Below are 14,858 nucleotides of genomic sequence, written 5' to 3' on the forward strand. Positions count from 1 at the left end.
GAGATCGAAGGGTCCCTTTCCCAGGAGGTCGTCGTGCCTGCAGGTCTGATGTTGATCGCTTACGACGGATCCGACAACTCCAAACGTGCCGTGCAATGCGCTGGCCGCTTTCTGGCCTCCAATCGCGCTGTGCTGGTAACGGTATGGGAACCGATGGTCCGTCAGGCCGCACGCATGTCGGGACTGTCGGGGGTGATGCAGCCCGAGTGGGTGCCCGACGAGGAAACCGAGGACGTCGCCTTCTCGGACGCGAAAGTCACCAACGCCGAAGGTATCGAACTCGCCGAGGCAGCCGGACTGACCACGCAAGGCCGGACCATCGAGTGCACCAGCACGATCTGGACGGCGATCGTCGAGACAGCCGACGAACTCGGAGTGGACATCATCGTCACAGGTACCCGGGGCACGACGGGACTGCGGTCGCTGCTGCAGAGCAGCGTCGCCGATCACGTGCTGCGGCACAGTCACCGTCCCGTGCTGATCGTGCCGCCCTGCGGCAGGTGAACGGATGAGGACGGCGCCGGCCCACTACTGTCGGCAGAACCATGGACGGCTTCCTCCTCTCCCGCGCCGACCGGACGTTGCGCACGGCCGGCGCCCGCAGCAGATACGACTCCGCGTCGGCAGCGATCACCGCGCTCGCCGACGGTGACACCGAACTCGTCGTCGGTGCACTGCCCTTCGATCCCGCGCGCCGAGCTGCGTTGACCGCCCCCGACTCGTGGGAATTTACGAGCGGCCCGTGGCAACCGGGGCAAGTGGCGGAACTCCCGCCCGTCCGAGTGGCGCGGCAGGTGCCCGAGCCGGCCGAACACGTGGCCCGCGTCGGCGCTCTGGTCGACCGCCTACGGAGCGGCGCACTGGGAAAGGTGGTGGCCGCCCGCAGCGTCGTCCTGGCGTCGGAGACACCTGTCGATCCGGAGACGTTGGCGGCGCGGCTGATTCAGTCGAATCCTCGAGCCAACGGTTTTGCCGTCGACCTCACGTCGGCCGGAGACGGCTTCCGGGGTCACAGCCTCGTCGGCGCGAGCCCCGAGGTGTTGATCAGCCGTCGCGGTCGTGCGATCACCTGCCGTCCGCTCGCCGGGACAGCGCCACGGCGCACCGATCCCGCCGCCGATGAACGCGAGGGTCTCGGGCTGCTGGACTCGACGAAGAACCTGGCCGAGCACGCCTTCGTCACCGCCTGGATCGAAGAAGTCCTCGCCCCGCTGTGCACAGAGCTGAGTGTTCCCGACGCGCCCGTTCTGACGAGCACCCACGAGGTGTGGCATCTCGCGACCCCGATCCGAGGGCTGTTGCGCGACCCGGCGACGGACGCGCTCAGCCTCGCGACACTGTTGCATCCCACGCCCGCCGTCTGCGGCACCCCCTCCGACCTGGCGCTGGCCGCCATCCGCGAGACGGAAGAGGAGCGGCGGTTCTACGGCGGTGCCGTCGGGTGGTGCGATGCCCAGGGTGACGGTGACTGGGTGGTGGCCATCCGCTGCGCCGAGATCACCGCGGACGGCCTCGAGGTGCTCGCGACCGCGGGCGGCGGCATCGTCGCCGACTCCGACCCACAGTCCGAGCTGGACGAGACGACCGCCAAGCTCCGCACGCTTCTGGGGGCGCTCGGAGCAGTCGTCGCAGAATGACCCGGCCGGCTCGCACTCGCCGGAGCTGCCGCAAACGCACCAATGACCAGCCAGACGGGCCGCGAGTGATACCTTGACCCGAGCAATTCGTACGCGGGAGTAGCCGTGTGCGTCGATGGCACGACGGTGGGAGATGTCTGATGGGGAAGTTCCTGGTGCCCGGTGTGGTCAGTGCTGTGGTCGGTGTTGCTCTCGGTGCTGTGGCGACTTTCGGCATCACGGCAGCAGCGCAGAACAACACCCGCCCCGAAATCGACCGGAGCGGCAACGCAGACTCCTCACTGCTGAACCAGGTTGAGTACGGCAGCCGCTGAGAGCGCCGGCTTCGCGAGTTCCCGCACTACTTCCGAGCCGGTGGCCATGTCGTCCATGGCCCCCTCGGTGGAACCTCTGTCCCGACGGTGGTTGTTCGGCGCCTCTGTCGTAGCGTTCTTTCTCTCCTTCCTGCAAACTCCCGGCCGGCTCGCGGCTGACACGAAGTACGACCTCACCCAGAATCCGATCGGGTTCCTGGAACGGGCGGCACATCAGTGGAGCAGCCAGGCGCCGATGGGCCAGGTCCAGAACCAGGCTTACGGGTACTTCTTTCCGCACGGCGCTTTCTTCGCGCTCGGCGACGTCCTCACCATTCCTCCCTGGATAACCCAGCGCGTGTGGTGGGCACTGCTGCTCGTGGCCGGATTCTGGGGCATCGTTCGGCTCGCCGAGGCGCTCGGCGTCGGCAGTCGCTCGTCTCGCGTCATCGCCGGAATCGCGTTCGCGTTCTCCCCGCGCGTGCTCACCACCCTCGGCTCCATCTCTTCGGAAACGCTGCCGATGATGCTGGCCCCGTGGGTTCTGCTGCCGCTCGTCGTGGCGTTCGGCCCTCCGAGTGGCACGGTTCGCGCCGGCGTTCTGTCGCATTCGCCTGCGCGGCTGGCGGCGCAGTCGGCGCTGGCTGTGGCCCTCATGGGTGCGGTCAATGCCGTCGCGACCGCAGCAGCGTGCCTGGTGGCCGGACTCTGGTGGATCTCTCACCGGCCCAACCGGCGTTGGTGGACCTTCACCGCGTGGTGGTTCCCGTTCCTCGCACTGGCCACGCTGTGGTGGATCGTGCCGCTGCTGCTACTCGGGAAGGTGAGCCCGCCGTTCCTGGACTACATCGAGTCGTCCGGGGTGACCACACAGTGGACGTCGCTCGCCGAGATTCTGCGCGGCACCGACAGCTGGACTCCATTCGTCTCCCCTGAGCGCATCGCCGGCGCCGTGCTCGTCACCCAGCCGGCCGCGGTGGCCGCCACCGGTGTCATCGCGGCGGCCGGGCTGGCGGGACTGTGCATGCGGTCGATGCCGGCGCGCGGACGCCTCGTGCTCATCCTGTTCGTCGGTGTCACCGGATTGGCAGCCGGCTACATCGGTGAACTCGGATCCCCGGTCGCCGAGCAGGTGAGACTGTTCCTCGACTCCACCGGGGCTCCGCTACGCAACGTGCACAAACTCGAGCCGCTCGTCCGGCTGCCGCTCGTCCTCGGGCTGGCCCATCTGCTTGCTCAGGTTCCGTTGCCGGGTTCGGTCCCAGCGGTCCGCTGGCGCAGCGCAATCGCCCATCCCGAACGCGAACCCATGGTCGCGGTCACCAATCTGATCCTCGTCGCGCTGACCCTCGCCACTTCGCTCGCCTGGACCGGGAAGCTCGCACCGCGCGGAACCTACCCGGAAGTGCCCGAGTACTGGCAGCAGGCCGCGACGTGGCTCGAGCACCACGCCGGTGGAACGAGCCCGGACGGATCCGACGCCGAACGAGCACTCGTCGTACCGGGTGCACCGTTCGGCAGTCAGGTGTGGGGCCTGACCCGCGACGAACCCATCCAGGCGCTGGCGTCCACACCGTGGGCATCCCGCGACGCAGTCCCGCTCACCCCACCCGGCACGATCCGCGCGATGGACTCGATCCAGCGCTTGATCACCGACGGCCGCCCGTCGGACGGCATGGCCCAGACGTTGCTCGGTCAGGGCATCCACTACCTCGTGCTCCGCAACGATCTCGATCCGGACACCTCGCGGTCGACCCGGCCGATCATGGCCCACCAGGCTGTCACCGGCTCGCCCGGCTTCACCCGGGTGGCCGAATTCGGCGAGCACATCGGCCCAGGCGACGTGGACGGCCTCGTGATCGACAGCGACCTCCGGCCCCGGTACCCGGCGATCGAGATCTTCGAGGTGTCGATGCCGGACGGCTCGCCGGCGACGAGCGGGCCGTACACCGCCACCCTCGACGACGTCCCGCGCGTGCAGGGCGGCCCGGAGTCGCTGCAGCGCCTGCGAGAGAACGGGACTCTTCCCGGGTCCGGGCCGGTGCTCCTCGCCGCAGACGCCCAGCGGGCCGGGTTGCCGGTACAGGACGTCACCGTCACCGACACCCCCCGGAACCGCGAGACCGACTACGGGCAGGTCGACAACCACAGCTCGGCACTGCGGTCTCCGGACGACGCGCGCCGCACCCACAACCTCGTACCGGACTATCCGGTGGCCGACACACCACTCGTGCAGGGCGAATGGGACGGCGCCCGGATCAGTGTGTCCAGTGCCGCATCCGACGCTACGCAGTTGGGCGGAACCTCACCTGCCAGCAGTGCCGCCGCGACCGTCGACGGCGATCCCGCAACGGGCTGGTTCAGCAACGGCATCGAGCGGGCGCTCGGCCAGTGGCTCCAGATCGACTTCGACACTCCCCTGACGAGCTCATTGCTGCACATCACGACGAGCCCGGCGGCCATCGGCGCCCCCGTCCGGTGGATGGAGGTCTCGACGCCCAACGGCAGCACCGCCGTGAAGGTGGATGCGCCCGGCAAGCCGATCACGGTGTCCGTCCCGGGCGGCGACACACCCTGGGTGCGCATCACCGCCACTCGCACCGAAAACGGATCCGCAGGAACACAATTCGGAATCAGCGAAGTGTCGGTAGAGGACTTCTCCCGCCGGGACGCACCCCCCGTGACCGTACCCATCCGGTACCGCACGGTGCTGCCTCCCACCCCCGACGGCGCGTCGGTGTCCGGGTGGGACCTCACCCAGGAGCTGCCCGGCCGCAATGCCTGCGCAGAATCACCCGACCGCATCCGCTGCAGCAATGCCTTCGCGCTACCGCCGGAAGAGGCCGGCGCTTTCCAGCGCACGCTGTCGGTGCCCGACGCCACCGCTGTCACGCCGCAGCTCACTGTGCGGGCGCGGCACGGTGCCGCACTCGAAGAGCTTCTGACTCGTCCGGGCCGGCCGAGAGCGCGCGGAACCAGCAATATCGGCGATCTACGCGGATCCGCGTTCGCCGCCACCGACGGTGACCCGCGGACCAGTTGGTCGGCCGTGCAGGACACCACCAGCGGCAAGGGCGCGAAACCCACGCTCACCCTCGACCTTCCCGAGCCCACACTCGTCACGGGCCTCGAGCTGACCCCCAGCGAGGGAGCAGTACCCGCCGCTCCGACGACAGTCGCCGTCGACCTCGGTGACGGCCCCCAGGTCCGAGACGTCGACGACGACCTCACCGTCGCCGTGGAACCACGCGTGACGGACCGGATCGTGCTCAGCCTCGTGTCGTGGCAGGACACCCTCGATCAGAACGCACTCGGCTTCGCGCAGCTGCAACCCGCCGGGCTCGCCGAGGTCGGCGTGCTGGGCGAGGACGGCGCGTTGCTGCGGGGGTCCGGGCTCACCGACGACTCCGGCGACCACACCGTCTCGGTGCCCTGTGAGGAAGGCCCGGTGATCTCGATCGCCGGACGCCTCGTGCGCACCAGCATCTCCACAACCGCGCAACAGTTGCTGTCGGGTGACCCCGTACGTGCGACGCAGTGCGACTCCCTCACCGCTGTTCCCCTCGCCGCCGGCTCACAGGACATCGTCGTGCAACCCGGATCGGCATTCTTCGTCGACGATCTGCGCCTCGACGCGGGGGCGGACCCGCGTGCGGTGCCCACCGAACAGATTTCGACCGCCGCTTGGACCGACAATCACCGGGAACTCATCGTCTCCCCCTCAGAGGGCGATCGCCTCGTCGTCGTGCCCGAGAGCACCAACGCCGGCTGGATCGCCACCGCACCGGACGGGCGGGAACTTTCCCCTGTCGTGGTCGACGGGTGGCAGCAAGGATGGATCCTCCCGGCCGGAACCGAGGGCACCGTCACCCTCGACTTCCCCACCGACCGCTGGTACCGCCTCGGGATATTCGGCGGCCTCCTCCTCCTTCTCCCGCTGATCGCCGCGGCGTGCCTGCCTCGACGTGCACGGGAAGCGGCGTGGGACCGCGGTGCGGCGCCGAGGACGTGGGGCAGCGCGACAGTCGGATGGCTGGGGATCCTCATGGCGTCCACCGTTATCGCCGGGCCGGTCGGCGGCGTGACGACGATATTGCTGACCGTGATCGCCGCCGGGCTGATCCGGCTACGCGGATCCGCTACCACCGCACGGGTTCTCGTCGGCGTGGCCGGTGCGTCCACGATGCTCGGCGTGGCGATGCTCTCGACCGGACCGTGGCGTGCACCCGGCGGGTATGTGGGGCACTCGTTCCTCGTTCAGTTCCCAGTGCTCGTGGCGTTGATCGCCGCCGGACTCGCCGTGCTGCCACTCGGTCGCTCCGCGGCGGCGCGTCGAGTGTTCCACCGAATGACGGCGCGCCGCGCCGGTTCCTCCACCAGCGCGTAACTGGCCGAGGCCACAGCGATACTGAGCACCACTGTGAGGACCAGTACGTAGACGAAATGCCCGGCGAAGGGCACGAGACCGAAGACCGGAAAGACGATCGAAAGCACCGCGAGGTGCCAGATGAAAATTCCGTACGACCAACGGCCTACAGCCAGAGCGGCAGGACTGGCCAGGAACCGGTGCCGCGAAGTGTCGGACAACACCAGCGGAGCCATCAGGGCGAAACTCATCACCGCACCGAGAGCCATCTTGACGGCGTACTGCCACGGCTCGGGTCGTACCAACCCCTCCGGCCCGGCAAGCTCGGTGGTGGTGAGAGCAAACGCCGCGACCGCGACGAGGAACATCGCGACCCGGTGCCGCGCCCAGCGGTGCATCCGCCCGGGTGTGGACACCGACAACTCGGCCAGCACCATCCCGGCTCCGAACCACGGCAGGTAGCCGGGCAACCAGTTGTCGTGATGGATGCCCTCCGGCGCCGGGACAGGCAGGAAGGCCCACGTCAAGCTCACCGCGACGAGTGCCACAATCGCGGGGATCCGCAGTCGCGCGGCCGAGCCACGCAATCGGACCAACGCCAGGGCCAGAAATGGGAGCACCAGATAGAACGCCACCTCGACCGAGAGGCTCCACATCTGGGTGAGGCCGTCCGTCAGGGTCAGCGGCACGAACACCTGCACCAGGCCGAGATTGGCCCACCACGTGCGGAAACTCGCGTGCGCCGTAGGGAGAAAGGTGAGGACGACAGCCACCGCGACCCAGTACGCAGGCAGGATTCGCGTGGCACGCGACAACCAGTACCGCATCATCCCCTGCGCAGGTCCCAAGCCCCGCGCAGCTCCGGCGTGGCCGCGCCACAACAGGAATCCCGACAGCGCGAAGAACACAGCCACAGCCAGATCGAACCGTCCCCAGATGCGACCCAGAATTGCGGTGTGCGTCGCTCCCGTCTGAAAAGCGACATGCGTAACCAGCACACCGAGTGCGGCGAGCCCACGCATTCCCTCGAGGGCGGGAATGAACCCTCGAGGTGTGTCGTGGGTCGCTGCGGGCGCCGGCGCATCCGAGGTCCGAACTGAACTGGTCATCGACACCAGTGTGCCTGGTACCTGCCCTGTGACGGAAAACTGCACTCGTGTCACTTCACTGGAGAAGTGCCGGTGCGTTTACTATCCGATGGGGCAAATGGGCCTTCGGGACTGTTAGTGTTTTGCCTCACGTGGTGTCGATGTGGGCTCCATGCGATCCGTGCAGCCATGCTGCCGGTGGGGGAATCTCAATCGACAGAATTGGGTTAGGAGAGACAGCATGGCGGAGCGCTCAGGGCCGAGCCGGATACTTGCTTGCATTCTGGTGGGCCTCGGTGCCTTCCTCTTGGCCGTCGCCATACTCATCCCCACCTACACGGTGGGCAAGTTGGAGAAGACGCCGTTGGACCTCGAGGTGACGACGATTGCCGAAGGTACCGGCAGCGTCCTCAACTCGCAGGCACTCCTCGCAGGCAAGGCCGAGATCAACACGAACGTTCCATTGGTGTCACAGCGTTACGTCACCACCGAAGACCCAGCCGGCGCCGAAGAGGTCACCCTCCAGGCCGGCCAGACGCTTCGGCGCACCGACAAGCAGGGCGACACCGGTCTGCTGTCCGCGATCGTCGACCGCAACACCGTCGACCGCAAGACGTCGATGCCGACCAACGACCCGGTCGGCACGATCCAGACGCAGCCCAACCAGCCTGCCGAGGAAGTTCCGCGCGACGGACTGCAGTACAAGTTCCCGTTCAACGCGGAGCAGAAGAGCTACCCCTACTTCGACCTCAACGCTCGCGCCACGCAGGACATCAACTTCGTCGAGGAGACGGAGATCAACGGCCTGAAGGTGTACCACTACAACCAGACCATCGAGCCGGTCGATCTGTCGAAGGTGGTCAACTCGCCCACCAACAAGCTGACCCTGCCTGCCGAAGCCTGGGGCGTCCCCGGCGGCACGCTGCCCGTCACGATGACGCGCTGGTACACCAACGTCCGCGACCTGTGGGTCGAGCCCGAAACCGGTGTCGTCGTCAAGGGCCAGGAGCAGCTGCACCAGTACTACGCCCGCAACAAGGCCAAGCCCGAGATCGACGTCCTGAAGGTCGAATTGCCCTTCAACGAGGAGACCATCGAGTACCAGGTTCAGCAGGCTCGTGACGGCATGGACAAGATCAGCACCTTCGGGCGCACCGTCCCGATCATCGCCGGCATCCTCGGCCTCATCGCACTGATCGCGGGCATCATCCTCGGTCTCCGCGGCGGCAAGGGCCCGCAGCCGGCCCGGACCACCGGCGGCGTGCCTCCGGCGGAAGGCGGACGCCACTTCGAGGGTTCGGACGCGCCGACGGAACAGCACGACTGGACCACGGACAAGACGGAAGAAATTCCGGTCGCCGACCCGCGGAGGTACGACCAGCGTTAGCACCGTCCACCCGGACATCACGTAGTCGAGACGAAGGGGACCTCGGAATCACCGAGGTCCCCTTCGTCGTGTCCGCCGGGCGGTGGCGCGTACGTAGACGTCAGACCGCTGCCGCGTGGCGGGCGCTACGGACGGCGAGGACGCTTACGACGAGTGCGGTGCTCGCCGCGACGGTGACGGCGACACCGATGAACTGACCGACGGTGGAGGCGAGGGTGAGCATGCAGGCAATTTCGACAGCCAAGCCGATCCAGGCGATGACGGCCAGGTAGGTGCGCTCCCCGGCGATGGCGGAGAGCAACGCGCCTTGGAGCACCGCCAGGCAGGCCCCTTGGAGGGCGAACAGCCACAGCAGTGACTGCACCGGCCGATACGCCTCGCCGACGAGGAGAGGGACGAGCGGGGCGCTCACGGCGACGACGGCCACCAGGGCGGCGCCGAGGCCGACCAGTACGGCGATCGCGGATCGGACGGCCTGCACGGAGTGGGCTGGGCTCGCCATCCGGGGGTACAGCACGACGCCGACCGCCTGCGGAAGCCAGAACGCGGCCTTGGTAGCCACCGCACCGAGCGCGTAGAGACCGGCGTCGTCGTTGCCGAGGACGATGCGGGCGAGGACGAGGTCCATCGACGACAAAGCGATGAGGGCGAGTTGCACCTGCGACGCCTTCAGGACGGCTGCAACTCCGATGCGGGTGCTCTTCGCCCCGGACTGGTCCGGGGCGGCGAGCACCCGCGCCGCCAGCGCGACGAACCCCGTTCCGACTGCACTGGCCGCGAGGGCGAATCCCGGTCCTCCGCCCACGGCGAGTACCACGACGGCAGGGGCGACCTTGGCTATCCCGGCACCTGCGAGGACGACGCTGAGGGGACCGAATCGCGCGGCGCCCTGCAGGAGTCCCTGTTCGGTGGCAACCAGGACCAGCACGGGCGCGGTGATCAATGCGGAGACGGTCGCGAGGGTGCCGGTGTCGAGTGCCCACGCGACTGCGGGCGCGAGAAGGAGCGCCGCGATCGCGACGATGACGGCGCATCGGTATCCCAGACGACGGACCGCGTGCGCCCCCCTCCCCCGGACCACTTCGCGCGCAACCACGGTCTGCAGCGCGAGCGCAGGCACGGCCAGAACCAACTGGGCTGCCAGCAGGCTCGCGAATTCGCCGTAGCCGGCGGGCCCGAGCCATCGGCTGGCCGGAAGATGAAGCAGGTAGGACGCGACGTTCGCGACCATCGACCCGGCCGTCACCATCGTCACCCCGGCTACTGCCGAGGTGGTGAGGGTCTGGCGGGTCATGCGCCCCATGATGCACTACGCGCTGTACGAGCTGAGCCGATGCACCACGTATCGTGGCCGCTCATGACCGCCCGGAGTCGAGCACTGACCATTCCGGCGGGCTACAGTCTGGTCCTGGCCGCATTGATTCTCGGCCCTCTTCTCGGTCCCGGATATCTACTGCTGCGTGATGCGGTGAGCACACCCCGCTCGTATCCGACGGATTCGGCGCTGGGCCTGACGGACGCCGCGGCCCGCGCGGTACCGCAGGACGCGCTGATAGCTGCGTTGAGCACCGTCGTCGACGGTGGGCTCCTGGTGAAGGCGATCCTGCTCGTCTCCTTGTGGGCCGCCGGATGGGGCGCGGCCCGGATGATCCGCGCCGTGCTGCCCACGGCAGGGCTGGGCGCACAGTTGGTGGGTTCGACGGTGATCCTGTGGAACCCCTACGTGGCCGAGCGATTACTGCAAGGTCATTGGAGTCTTCTGGCCGGGTATGCAGCGCTGCCGTGGACCGTGTGTGCGGCTGTCGCCATTCGCCGGGGCCACCGCGAAGGCTGGTTCGCGCTCGCCGCGTGCCTCGCGGCGGCAGGCCTCACCCCGACCGGCGTGTTGCTCGCGACGGTGACGGCGCTGGCGGTCCTGGTGGTTCCGGGTGGGCGGTCGTCACCGCTCCCGCGGTCGGCCGGTGCATTGATTCTGTTCGGTCTCGCGAGCACGCCGTGGCTGGCTGCAACCGCCCTCTCCGCGGGAGGCGCAGACAGCTCCGACCCCGCTGGGGTCGCGGCCTTCGCGGCACGCGCAGAGCCTGGACTCGCTACGGTGGGCAGCCTGCTGGGGCTGGGCGGCATGTGGAACGACGCAGCCGTCCCCAACACTCGTACGACACTGTTTGCCCTGGTCGGCACAGTGATGTTGCTTGGCGTCGTCCTCTGCGGGGCACCGGCGTTATGGCGGCGTCGTCGCCATCCTGTGGTGAAGGCCCTCGCCGTACTCACCGTGGCAGCAGTGCTGTTGCCGACGCTCGGCGCGACAGCCTGGGGTCTTCACCTCGGCCGCTGGGCCGTGCAGAACGTGCCCGGCGCGGGCTTGTTCCGGGACGCCCAGAAGTGGGTGGCGGCGGCGGCACCGCTCTACACCCTTGCCGCCGCAGCGGCGGTGATGCGACGCCCCGCCACCTGGTCCGTGGCGGCCGTGCTGATCGTGGTTCTGGCTCTTCCCGACCTCGTGTGGGGAGTGGGAGGCACGCTCCGGCCGGTCCGGTACCCGCAGTCGTGGGAGCAAGTGACGTCCCGGCTCGAGGCTCAACCCGACAGTGGCGACGTCGCGGTCCTGCCCACCGGCATGTTCCGCCGATTCCCGTACAGCGGGGCGGCAGCGGTCCTGGACCCGGCGCCCCGACTGTTGCCCGTGGACGTCCTGCAGTCGGGCGAACTCGTGGTGGACGGGCGCGCCGTCGCAGGCGAGGGTTCCCGCGCGCACAAGGTGGAACGGTTACTCCTCGACGGTGGCTCCCCGGCGTACCTGGCGTCGCTCGGCGTTCGCTGGGTGCTCGTCGAGCGCGACACGCCCGGGCCGCACGGGCAATCCGCCACCACGCTGGATGGGTTGCAACCGTTGTTCTCGGATGAACATCTCGCGTTGTATCGCGTGGACGGCGAAGTACCGGCACAGGACGCAGCTGCGCAGATTCGGGCGACGGTGATCGCGGCCCACGCGCTCTGGGCGGCGCTGCTGGTCGGCGGGCTACTCGGCGTGTGCGTGGCCCAGGCCCGGTCGCGGCAGCACCGACGACACCAGTCCTGACGTACGTAGACCGGCGGCGGTGCCGGCGAGAACCTCGTGCACACCGTTGCCTGTTTGCTCCCAGGAGAATTCTCCGGCACGTACCCGTGCCTTTTCACCGAGGACCATTCGGGTCTCCGCGTCGAGGAGTAGGGCGCTGACGGCCGCCGTGAGGTCGTCGACATCGGTGGCGGCGGCGTCGATACCACCGACGAGGACCCCGGTCACGCCGTCGACGATCGAGTCCGTCAGTCCCTTGGAGCTGCGGTAGCCGACGGTCGGAACACCGTGCTGCGCAGCCTCGATCACCGCCAGACCCCATCCTTCCTTACGGGAAGGCATCACGTGCACCCACGACTGTGCCAGCAGTTCGTGCTTGCGCGATTCGTCGACGTGGCCGTGGAAGGTGACGGCGTCGCCGATGCCCAGTTCGGAGGCGCGATCACGCAGGTTCTGTTCCCACCAGCCGCCGCCGATGACGTCCAGGTGCAGCCCGCCGATCGTGGGTCGTAGGGCCGCGACCGCTTCGAGGGCGTCCTCGATCTGCTTGTGCGGGACGAGGCGTGAGAGTACGCATACACTCGGGTGGTCGGTCCGGGTCTGTGCGCCACCAATCGCAACGCCGGCGGGGATGTCGTCGGCACCGTTGCGCACGACGGCGATTCGTTCGCGCTCGACACCGAGTTCGACCAGTTCGTCGGCCGAGGGCAGCGACACGGTGAGGTACTGGTTGTCGCGGTGAGTGCGCGGGGACAGTCGCGATTCCACCCACCAGCCGATCTTGCCCATCAGCTTTCCTGCGACCGGCCATTGCTCGCGGTGGCAGTGGTGCACGAGCAGTGTCACCGGTGCACCCGCGACGGCGCGGGAGAAGAAGGGAATGCCGTTCTGGGTGTCGATGACGGCGTCGGGGCGGATGCCCTCGAGGGGCCCGAACCCGAGTCGGCCTGCGGCGATTGCCGCGAGTGCCCTCGGGTAGACGCTGTACCGACCGCCTGCGCGACTGATCTCGATGCCGTCGACTGTCTCCTTCTTGGGCGCACCCGGGTAGCCGGCGGTCCGCAGAGTCACCTTGATTCCCCGTGCGGCGAGCTGCGCCCCGACCTGCTCGAGATACCGCTCACTGCCGCCACCCTGCGGGTGCCCGGTGTCTCGCCAGCAGAGCAGCAGAACCTCGTGCACGTTCGTGAACTCCTGTGGTCGGTGCGGTGTTTTCTCGGTCCGAGGCGGCGGTTCCGCTCGATAGTCCTCGAACACCCTATCGGTCGTACTACGCCGAGCGTTGCAGCCTCGCGGCGGATTGCCGTCCGGTGGGCCACACTCGCTAAGGTTCATATCCGTGACGACGCCACCCGTGACCCGACGATTCGGTCGACGGGCAACCTTGAAGCGCTCGTTCGGACTGCTCAGTGACTTCCGGCACGAGCAGACCGCGCCTGACCTGTTCTACGGGGCGCTGGCCCGGGATTCCGTCGAACTCATCGGCGACCTGTACTGCGGCCTCACCGACGAGGACCTTACCGGCACCACGGTGCTCGACGTGGGCGGCGGACCCGGTTACTTCGCCGATGTCTTCCTGGAGGCGGGCGCCCGGTATGTCCCGGTGGAGCCCGACCCGTCGGAGATGCACGCAGCAGGTCTCGCCGTGGGCGGGGCCATCCGCGGTTCGGGTCTCGCGTTGCCGTTCCGCACGTCCTCGGTGGACATCTGCTTTTCCTCCAATGTGGCCGAGCACGTCAGCGAACCGTGGGCGATGGCCGACGAGATGGTCCGGGTCACGAAGCCCGGTGGCATGATCGTGTTGTCGTACACGTTGTGGTGGGGACCGTTCGGTGGGCACGAAACCGGCCCGTGGCATGCACTGGGTGGTGAATACGCCGCGCGCCGGTACGTCCGTAAGACCGGTCGCGAACCCAAGAACCGATACGGTGTGTCGTTGTTCAAAGTGGGTGCCGCCGAAGGTCTTCGGTGGGCGAAGAGCACTACCGACGCCGAGCTTCTCGCAGCCTTCCCCCGCTACCATCCGCGGTGGGCGTGGTGGATGGTGCGGGTACCGGGGCTCCGCGAATTTCTGGTGAGCAACCTCGTCCTCGTGCTGAAGAAGCGCTGATCGTGGCCCGCCTGGCGCTCGACATCGGCGGTACCAAGATCGCCGCCGGACTCGTCGGAGAAGGCGGCACTGTCCCGGCGCCGTCGATCACCGCGACTCCCGCGGCCGGCGTCTGGGACGCATGCGCCGCACTGCTGCGCAAAGTCGCCGCAGACGCCACGATCACCTCCGTCGGCATCGCCTGCGCCGGACCGGTCGACTCGACGACCGGCCGTGTGTCCCCCATCAACATCGACGAGTGGTCGGCCGGGTTCGGCCTGGTCACCGCCGTCCGCGACCTCTTCCCGGGCGCACGGACGCAGCTCGCCATGGACGGCGCTGCTGCTGCGCTCGGCGAGCATCGGCACGGCGCCGGGCGCGGCACCACCGACCTCGTCTCTCTGGTCGTCTCGACGGGCATCGGCGGCGGCGTGGTCCTGGCCGGGCGCATCGCAACCGGTCGCACCGGCAACGCCGGGCACATCGGTCACATGGTCGTTCCCGGTGGCGCCGAGGCCTGCACGTGCGGCGGCATCGGCTGCCTCGAAACCATGGCGAGCGGTCCCGCGTCCGTGCGGTGGGCTCGCTCGCACGGCTGGACGGGTGCGACGGGCATCGACCTGGCGAGTTCGGCAGCGGCCGGCGATCCTGTCGCCGTGGCCGCCCTCGACCGCGCCGGCACCGCCTTGGGCGCGGCCATCGCCTCCGCCGCGGCGTTGCTCGATGTCGACCTCGCGGTCGTCGGCGGCGGGTTTGCTCAGGCGGGCCCGGCGCTGTGGCGGCCGATGCGCGCGGCCGCTGCCCGGCACGCCCGCTTGACGTTCGTCGCGGGCCTGCGCATCGTGCCTGCGGAGTTGGGCTCCACCGGAACGCTGGTCGGGGCGGGGGTCCTCGCGCTCGACGACTGAAGTCCGGGGCGACCGGGAGACCGGTTCTCACC

Annotated in this window: 10 protein-coding genes and 1 pseudogene; 8 read left to right on the plus strand and 3 right to left on the minus strand. The window is 68.6% G+C overall.

Going from position 1 to position 14,858, the window contains the following annotated elements; genetic code table 11:
- Positions 1–33: 33 nt before the first annotated feature.
- The 4 genes from NOF53_RS18345 (at position 34) to NOF53_RS18360 (ending at position 6,317) form a co-directional block, all read left to right on the plus strand.
- Positions 34–504, plus strand: coding sequence for a universal stress protein (locus tag NOF53_RS18345; protein ID WP_255971295.1), 471 nt, complete (start codon positions 34–36; stop codon positions 502–504).
- Between the two features lie 41 nt (positions 505–545).
- Complete coding sequence (locus NOF53_RS18350) at positions 546–1,637, plus strand: isochorismate synthase (RefSeq protein WP_255971297.1); 1,092 nt, start codon at positions 546–548, stop codon at positions 1,635–1,637.
- Between the two features lie 140 nt (positions 1,638–1,777).
- Positions 1,778–1,951 (plus strand): DUF2613 domain-containing protein, encoded by a 174-nt coding sequence (locus tag NOF53_RS18355; protein WP_255971299.1) that lies wholly within the window; start codon positions 1,778–1,780, stop codon positions 1,949–1,951.
- Between the two features lie 46 nt (positions 1,952–1,997).
- The gene (locus NOF53_RS18360; protein ID WP_255971350.1) at positions 1,998–6,317 is read left to right on the plus strand and encodes an alpha-(1->3)-arabinofuranosyltransferase domain-containing protein; all 4,320 of its coding nucleotides are present in this window, start codon (positions 1,998–2,000) and stop codon (positions 6,315–6,317) included.
- Between the two features lie 23 nt (positions 6,318–6,340).
- On the opposite strand, the pseudogene NOF53_RS18365 reads toward NOF53_RS18360, so the two are convergent.
- Positions 6,341–7,405 (minus strand): annotated as a pseudogene (locus NOF53_RS18365) (acyltransferase family protein); the annotation flags it as partial.
- 220 nt (positions 7,406–7,625) lie between these two features.
- Between NOF53_RS18365 and pgfA the strand changes: the two are divergent.
- The gene (pgfA, locus tag NOF53_RS18370) at positions 7,626–8,771 is read left to right on the plus strand and encodes a cell envelope lipid trafficking protein PgfA (protein ID WP_255971301.1); all 1,146 of its coding nucleotides are present in this window, start codon (positions 7,626–7,628) and stop codon (positions 8,769–8,771) included.
- Positions 8,772–8,871: 100 nt separating this feature from the next.
- On the opposite strand, the gene NOF53_RS18375 is transcribed toward pgfA, so the two are convergent.
- Positions 8,872–10,074, minus strand: coding sequence for a polysaccharide biosynthesis protein (locus tag NOF53_RS18375; protein WP_255971303.1), 1,203 nt, complete (start codon positions 10,072–10,074; stop codon positions 8,872–8,874).
- A 54-nt stretch (positions 10,075–10,128) separates the two neighbouring features.
- Here NOF53_RS18375 and NOF53_RS18380 point away from each other — a divergent pair, with 54 nt between their 5' ends.
- Positions 10,129–11,850 carry an MmpA family trehalose lipid delivery protein gene (locus NOF53_RS18380; protein ID WP_255971305.1) on the plus strand — a complete coding sequence of 574 codons (1,722 nt, stop codon included), beginning with the start codon at positions 10,129–10,131 and terminating at the stop codon, positions 11,848–11,850.
- Here NOF53_RS18380 and NOF53_RS18385 read toward each other — a convergent pair.
- Positions 11,791–13,011: a glycosyltransferase family 4 protein gene (locus NOF53_RS18385; RefSeq protein ID WP_255971306.1), complete on the minus strand. Its 1,221-nt coding sequence runs from the start codon at positions 13,009–13,011 to the stop codon at positions 11,791–11,793. The genes NOF53_RS18380 and NOF53_RS18385 overlap by 60 nt on opposite strands.
- A gap of 172 nt (positions 13,012–13,183) precedes the next feature.
- Between NOF53_RS18385 and NOF53_RS18390 the strand changes: the two genes are divergently transcribed.
- Both NOF53_RS18390 and NOF53_RS18395 read left to right on the plus strand, forming a co-directional pair.
- A complete protein-coding gene (locus NOF53_RS18390; protein WP_255971352.1) occupies positions 13,184–13,939 on the plus strand; it encodes a class I SAM-dependent methyltransferase in 756 nt (251 codons plus the stop codon).
- A gap of 2 nt (positions 13,940–13,941) precedes the next feature.
- Positions 13,942–14,826: an ROK family protein gene (locus NOF53_RS18395; protein WP_255971308.1), complete on the plus strand. Its 885-nt coding sequence runs from the start codon at positions 13,942–13,944 to the stop codon at positions 14,824–14,826.
- The last annotated feature ends 32 nt before the right edge of the window (positions 14,827–14,858 follow it).

The sequence above is a fragment of the Rhodococcus tibetensis genome, assembly GCF_024438035.1.
In the GTDB taxonomy this organism is placed as follows: Bacteria; Actinomycetota; Actinomycetes; order Mycobacteriales; family Mycobacteriaceae; genus Rhodococcus_F; species Rhodococcus_F tibetensis.

Excerpts from the sequence above, each read along its gene's own strand:
- NOF53_RS18350 (WP_255971297.1), top strand. The coding sequence starts at position 546 with ATGGACGGCTTCCTCCTCTCCCGCGCCGACCGGACGTTGCGCACGGCC.
- NOF53_RS18355 (WP_255971299.1), top strand. The coding sequence starts at position 1,778 with ATGGGGAAGTTCCTGGTGCCCGGTGTGGTCAGTGCTGTGGTCGGTGTT.
- NOF53_RS18360 (WP_255971350.1), top strand. The coding sequence starts at position 1,998 with ATGTCGTCCATGGCCCCCTCGGTGGAACCTCTGTCCCGACGGTGGTTG.
- pgfA (WP_255971301.1), top strand. The coding sequence starts at position 7,626 with ATGGCGGAGCGCTCAGGGCCGAGCCGGATACTTGCTTGCATTCTGGTG.
- NOF53_RS18375 (WP_255971303.1), bottom strand. The coding sequence starts at position 10,074 with ATGGGGCGCATGACCCGCCAGACCCTCACCACCTCGGCAGTAGCCGGG.
- NOF53_RS18380 (WP_255971305.1), top strand. The coding sequence starts at position 10,129 with ATGACCGCCCGGAGTCGAGCACTGACCATTCCGGCGGGCTACAGTCTG.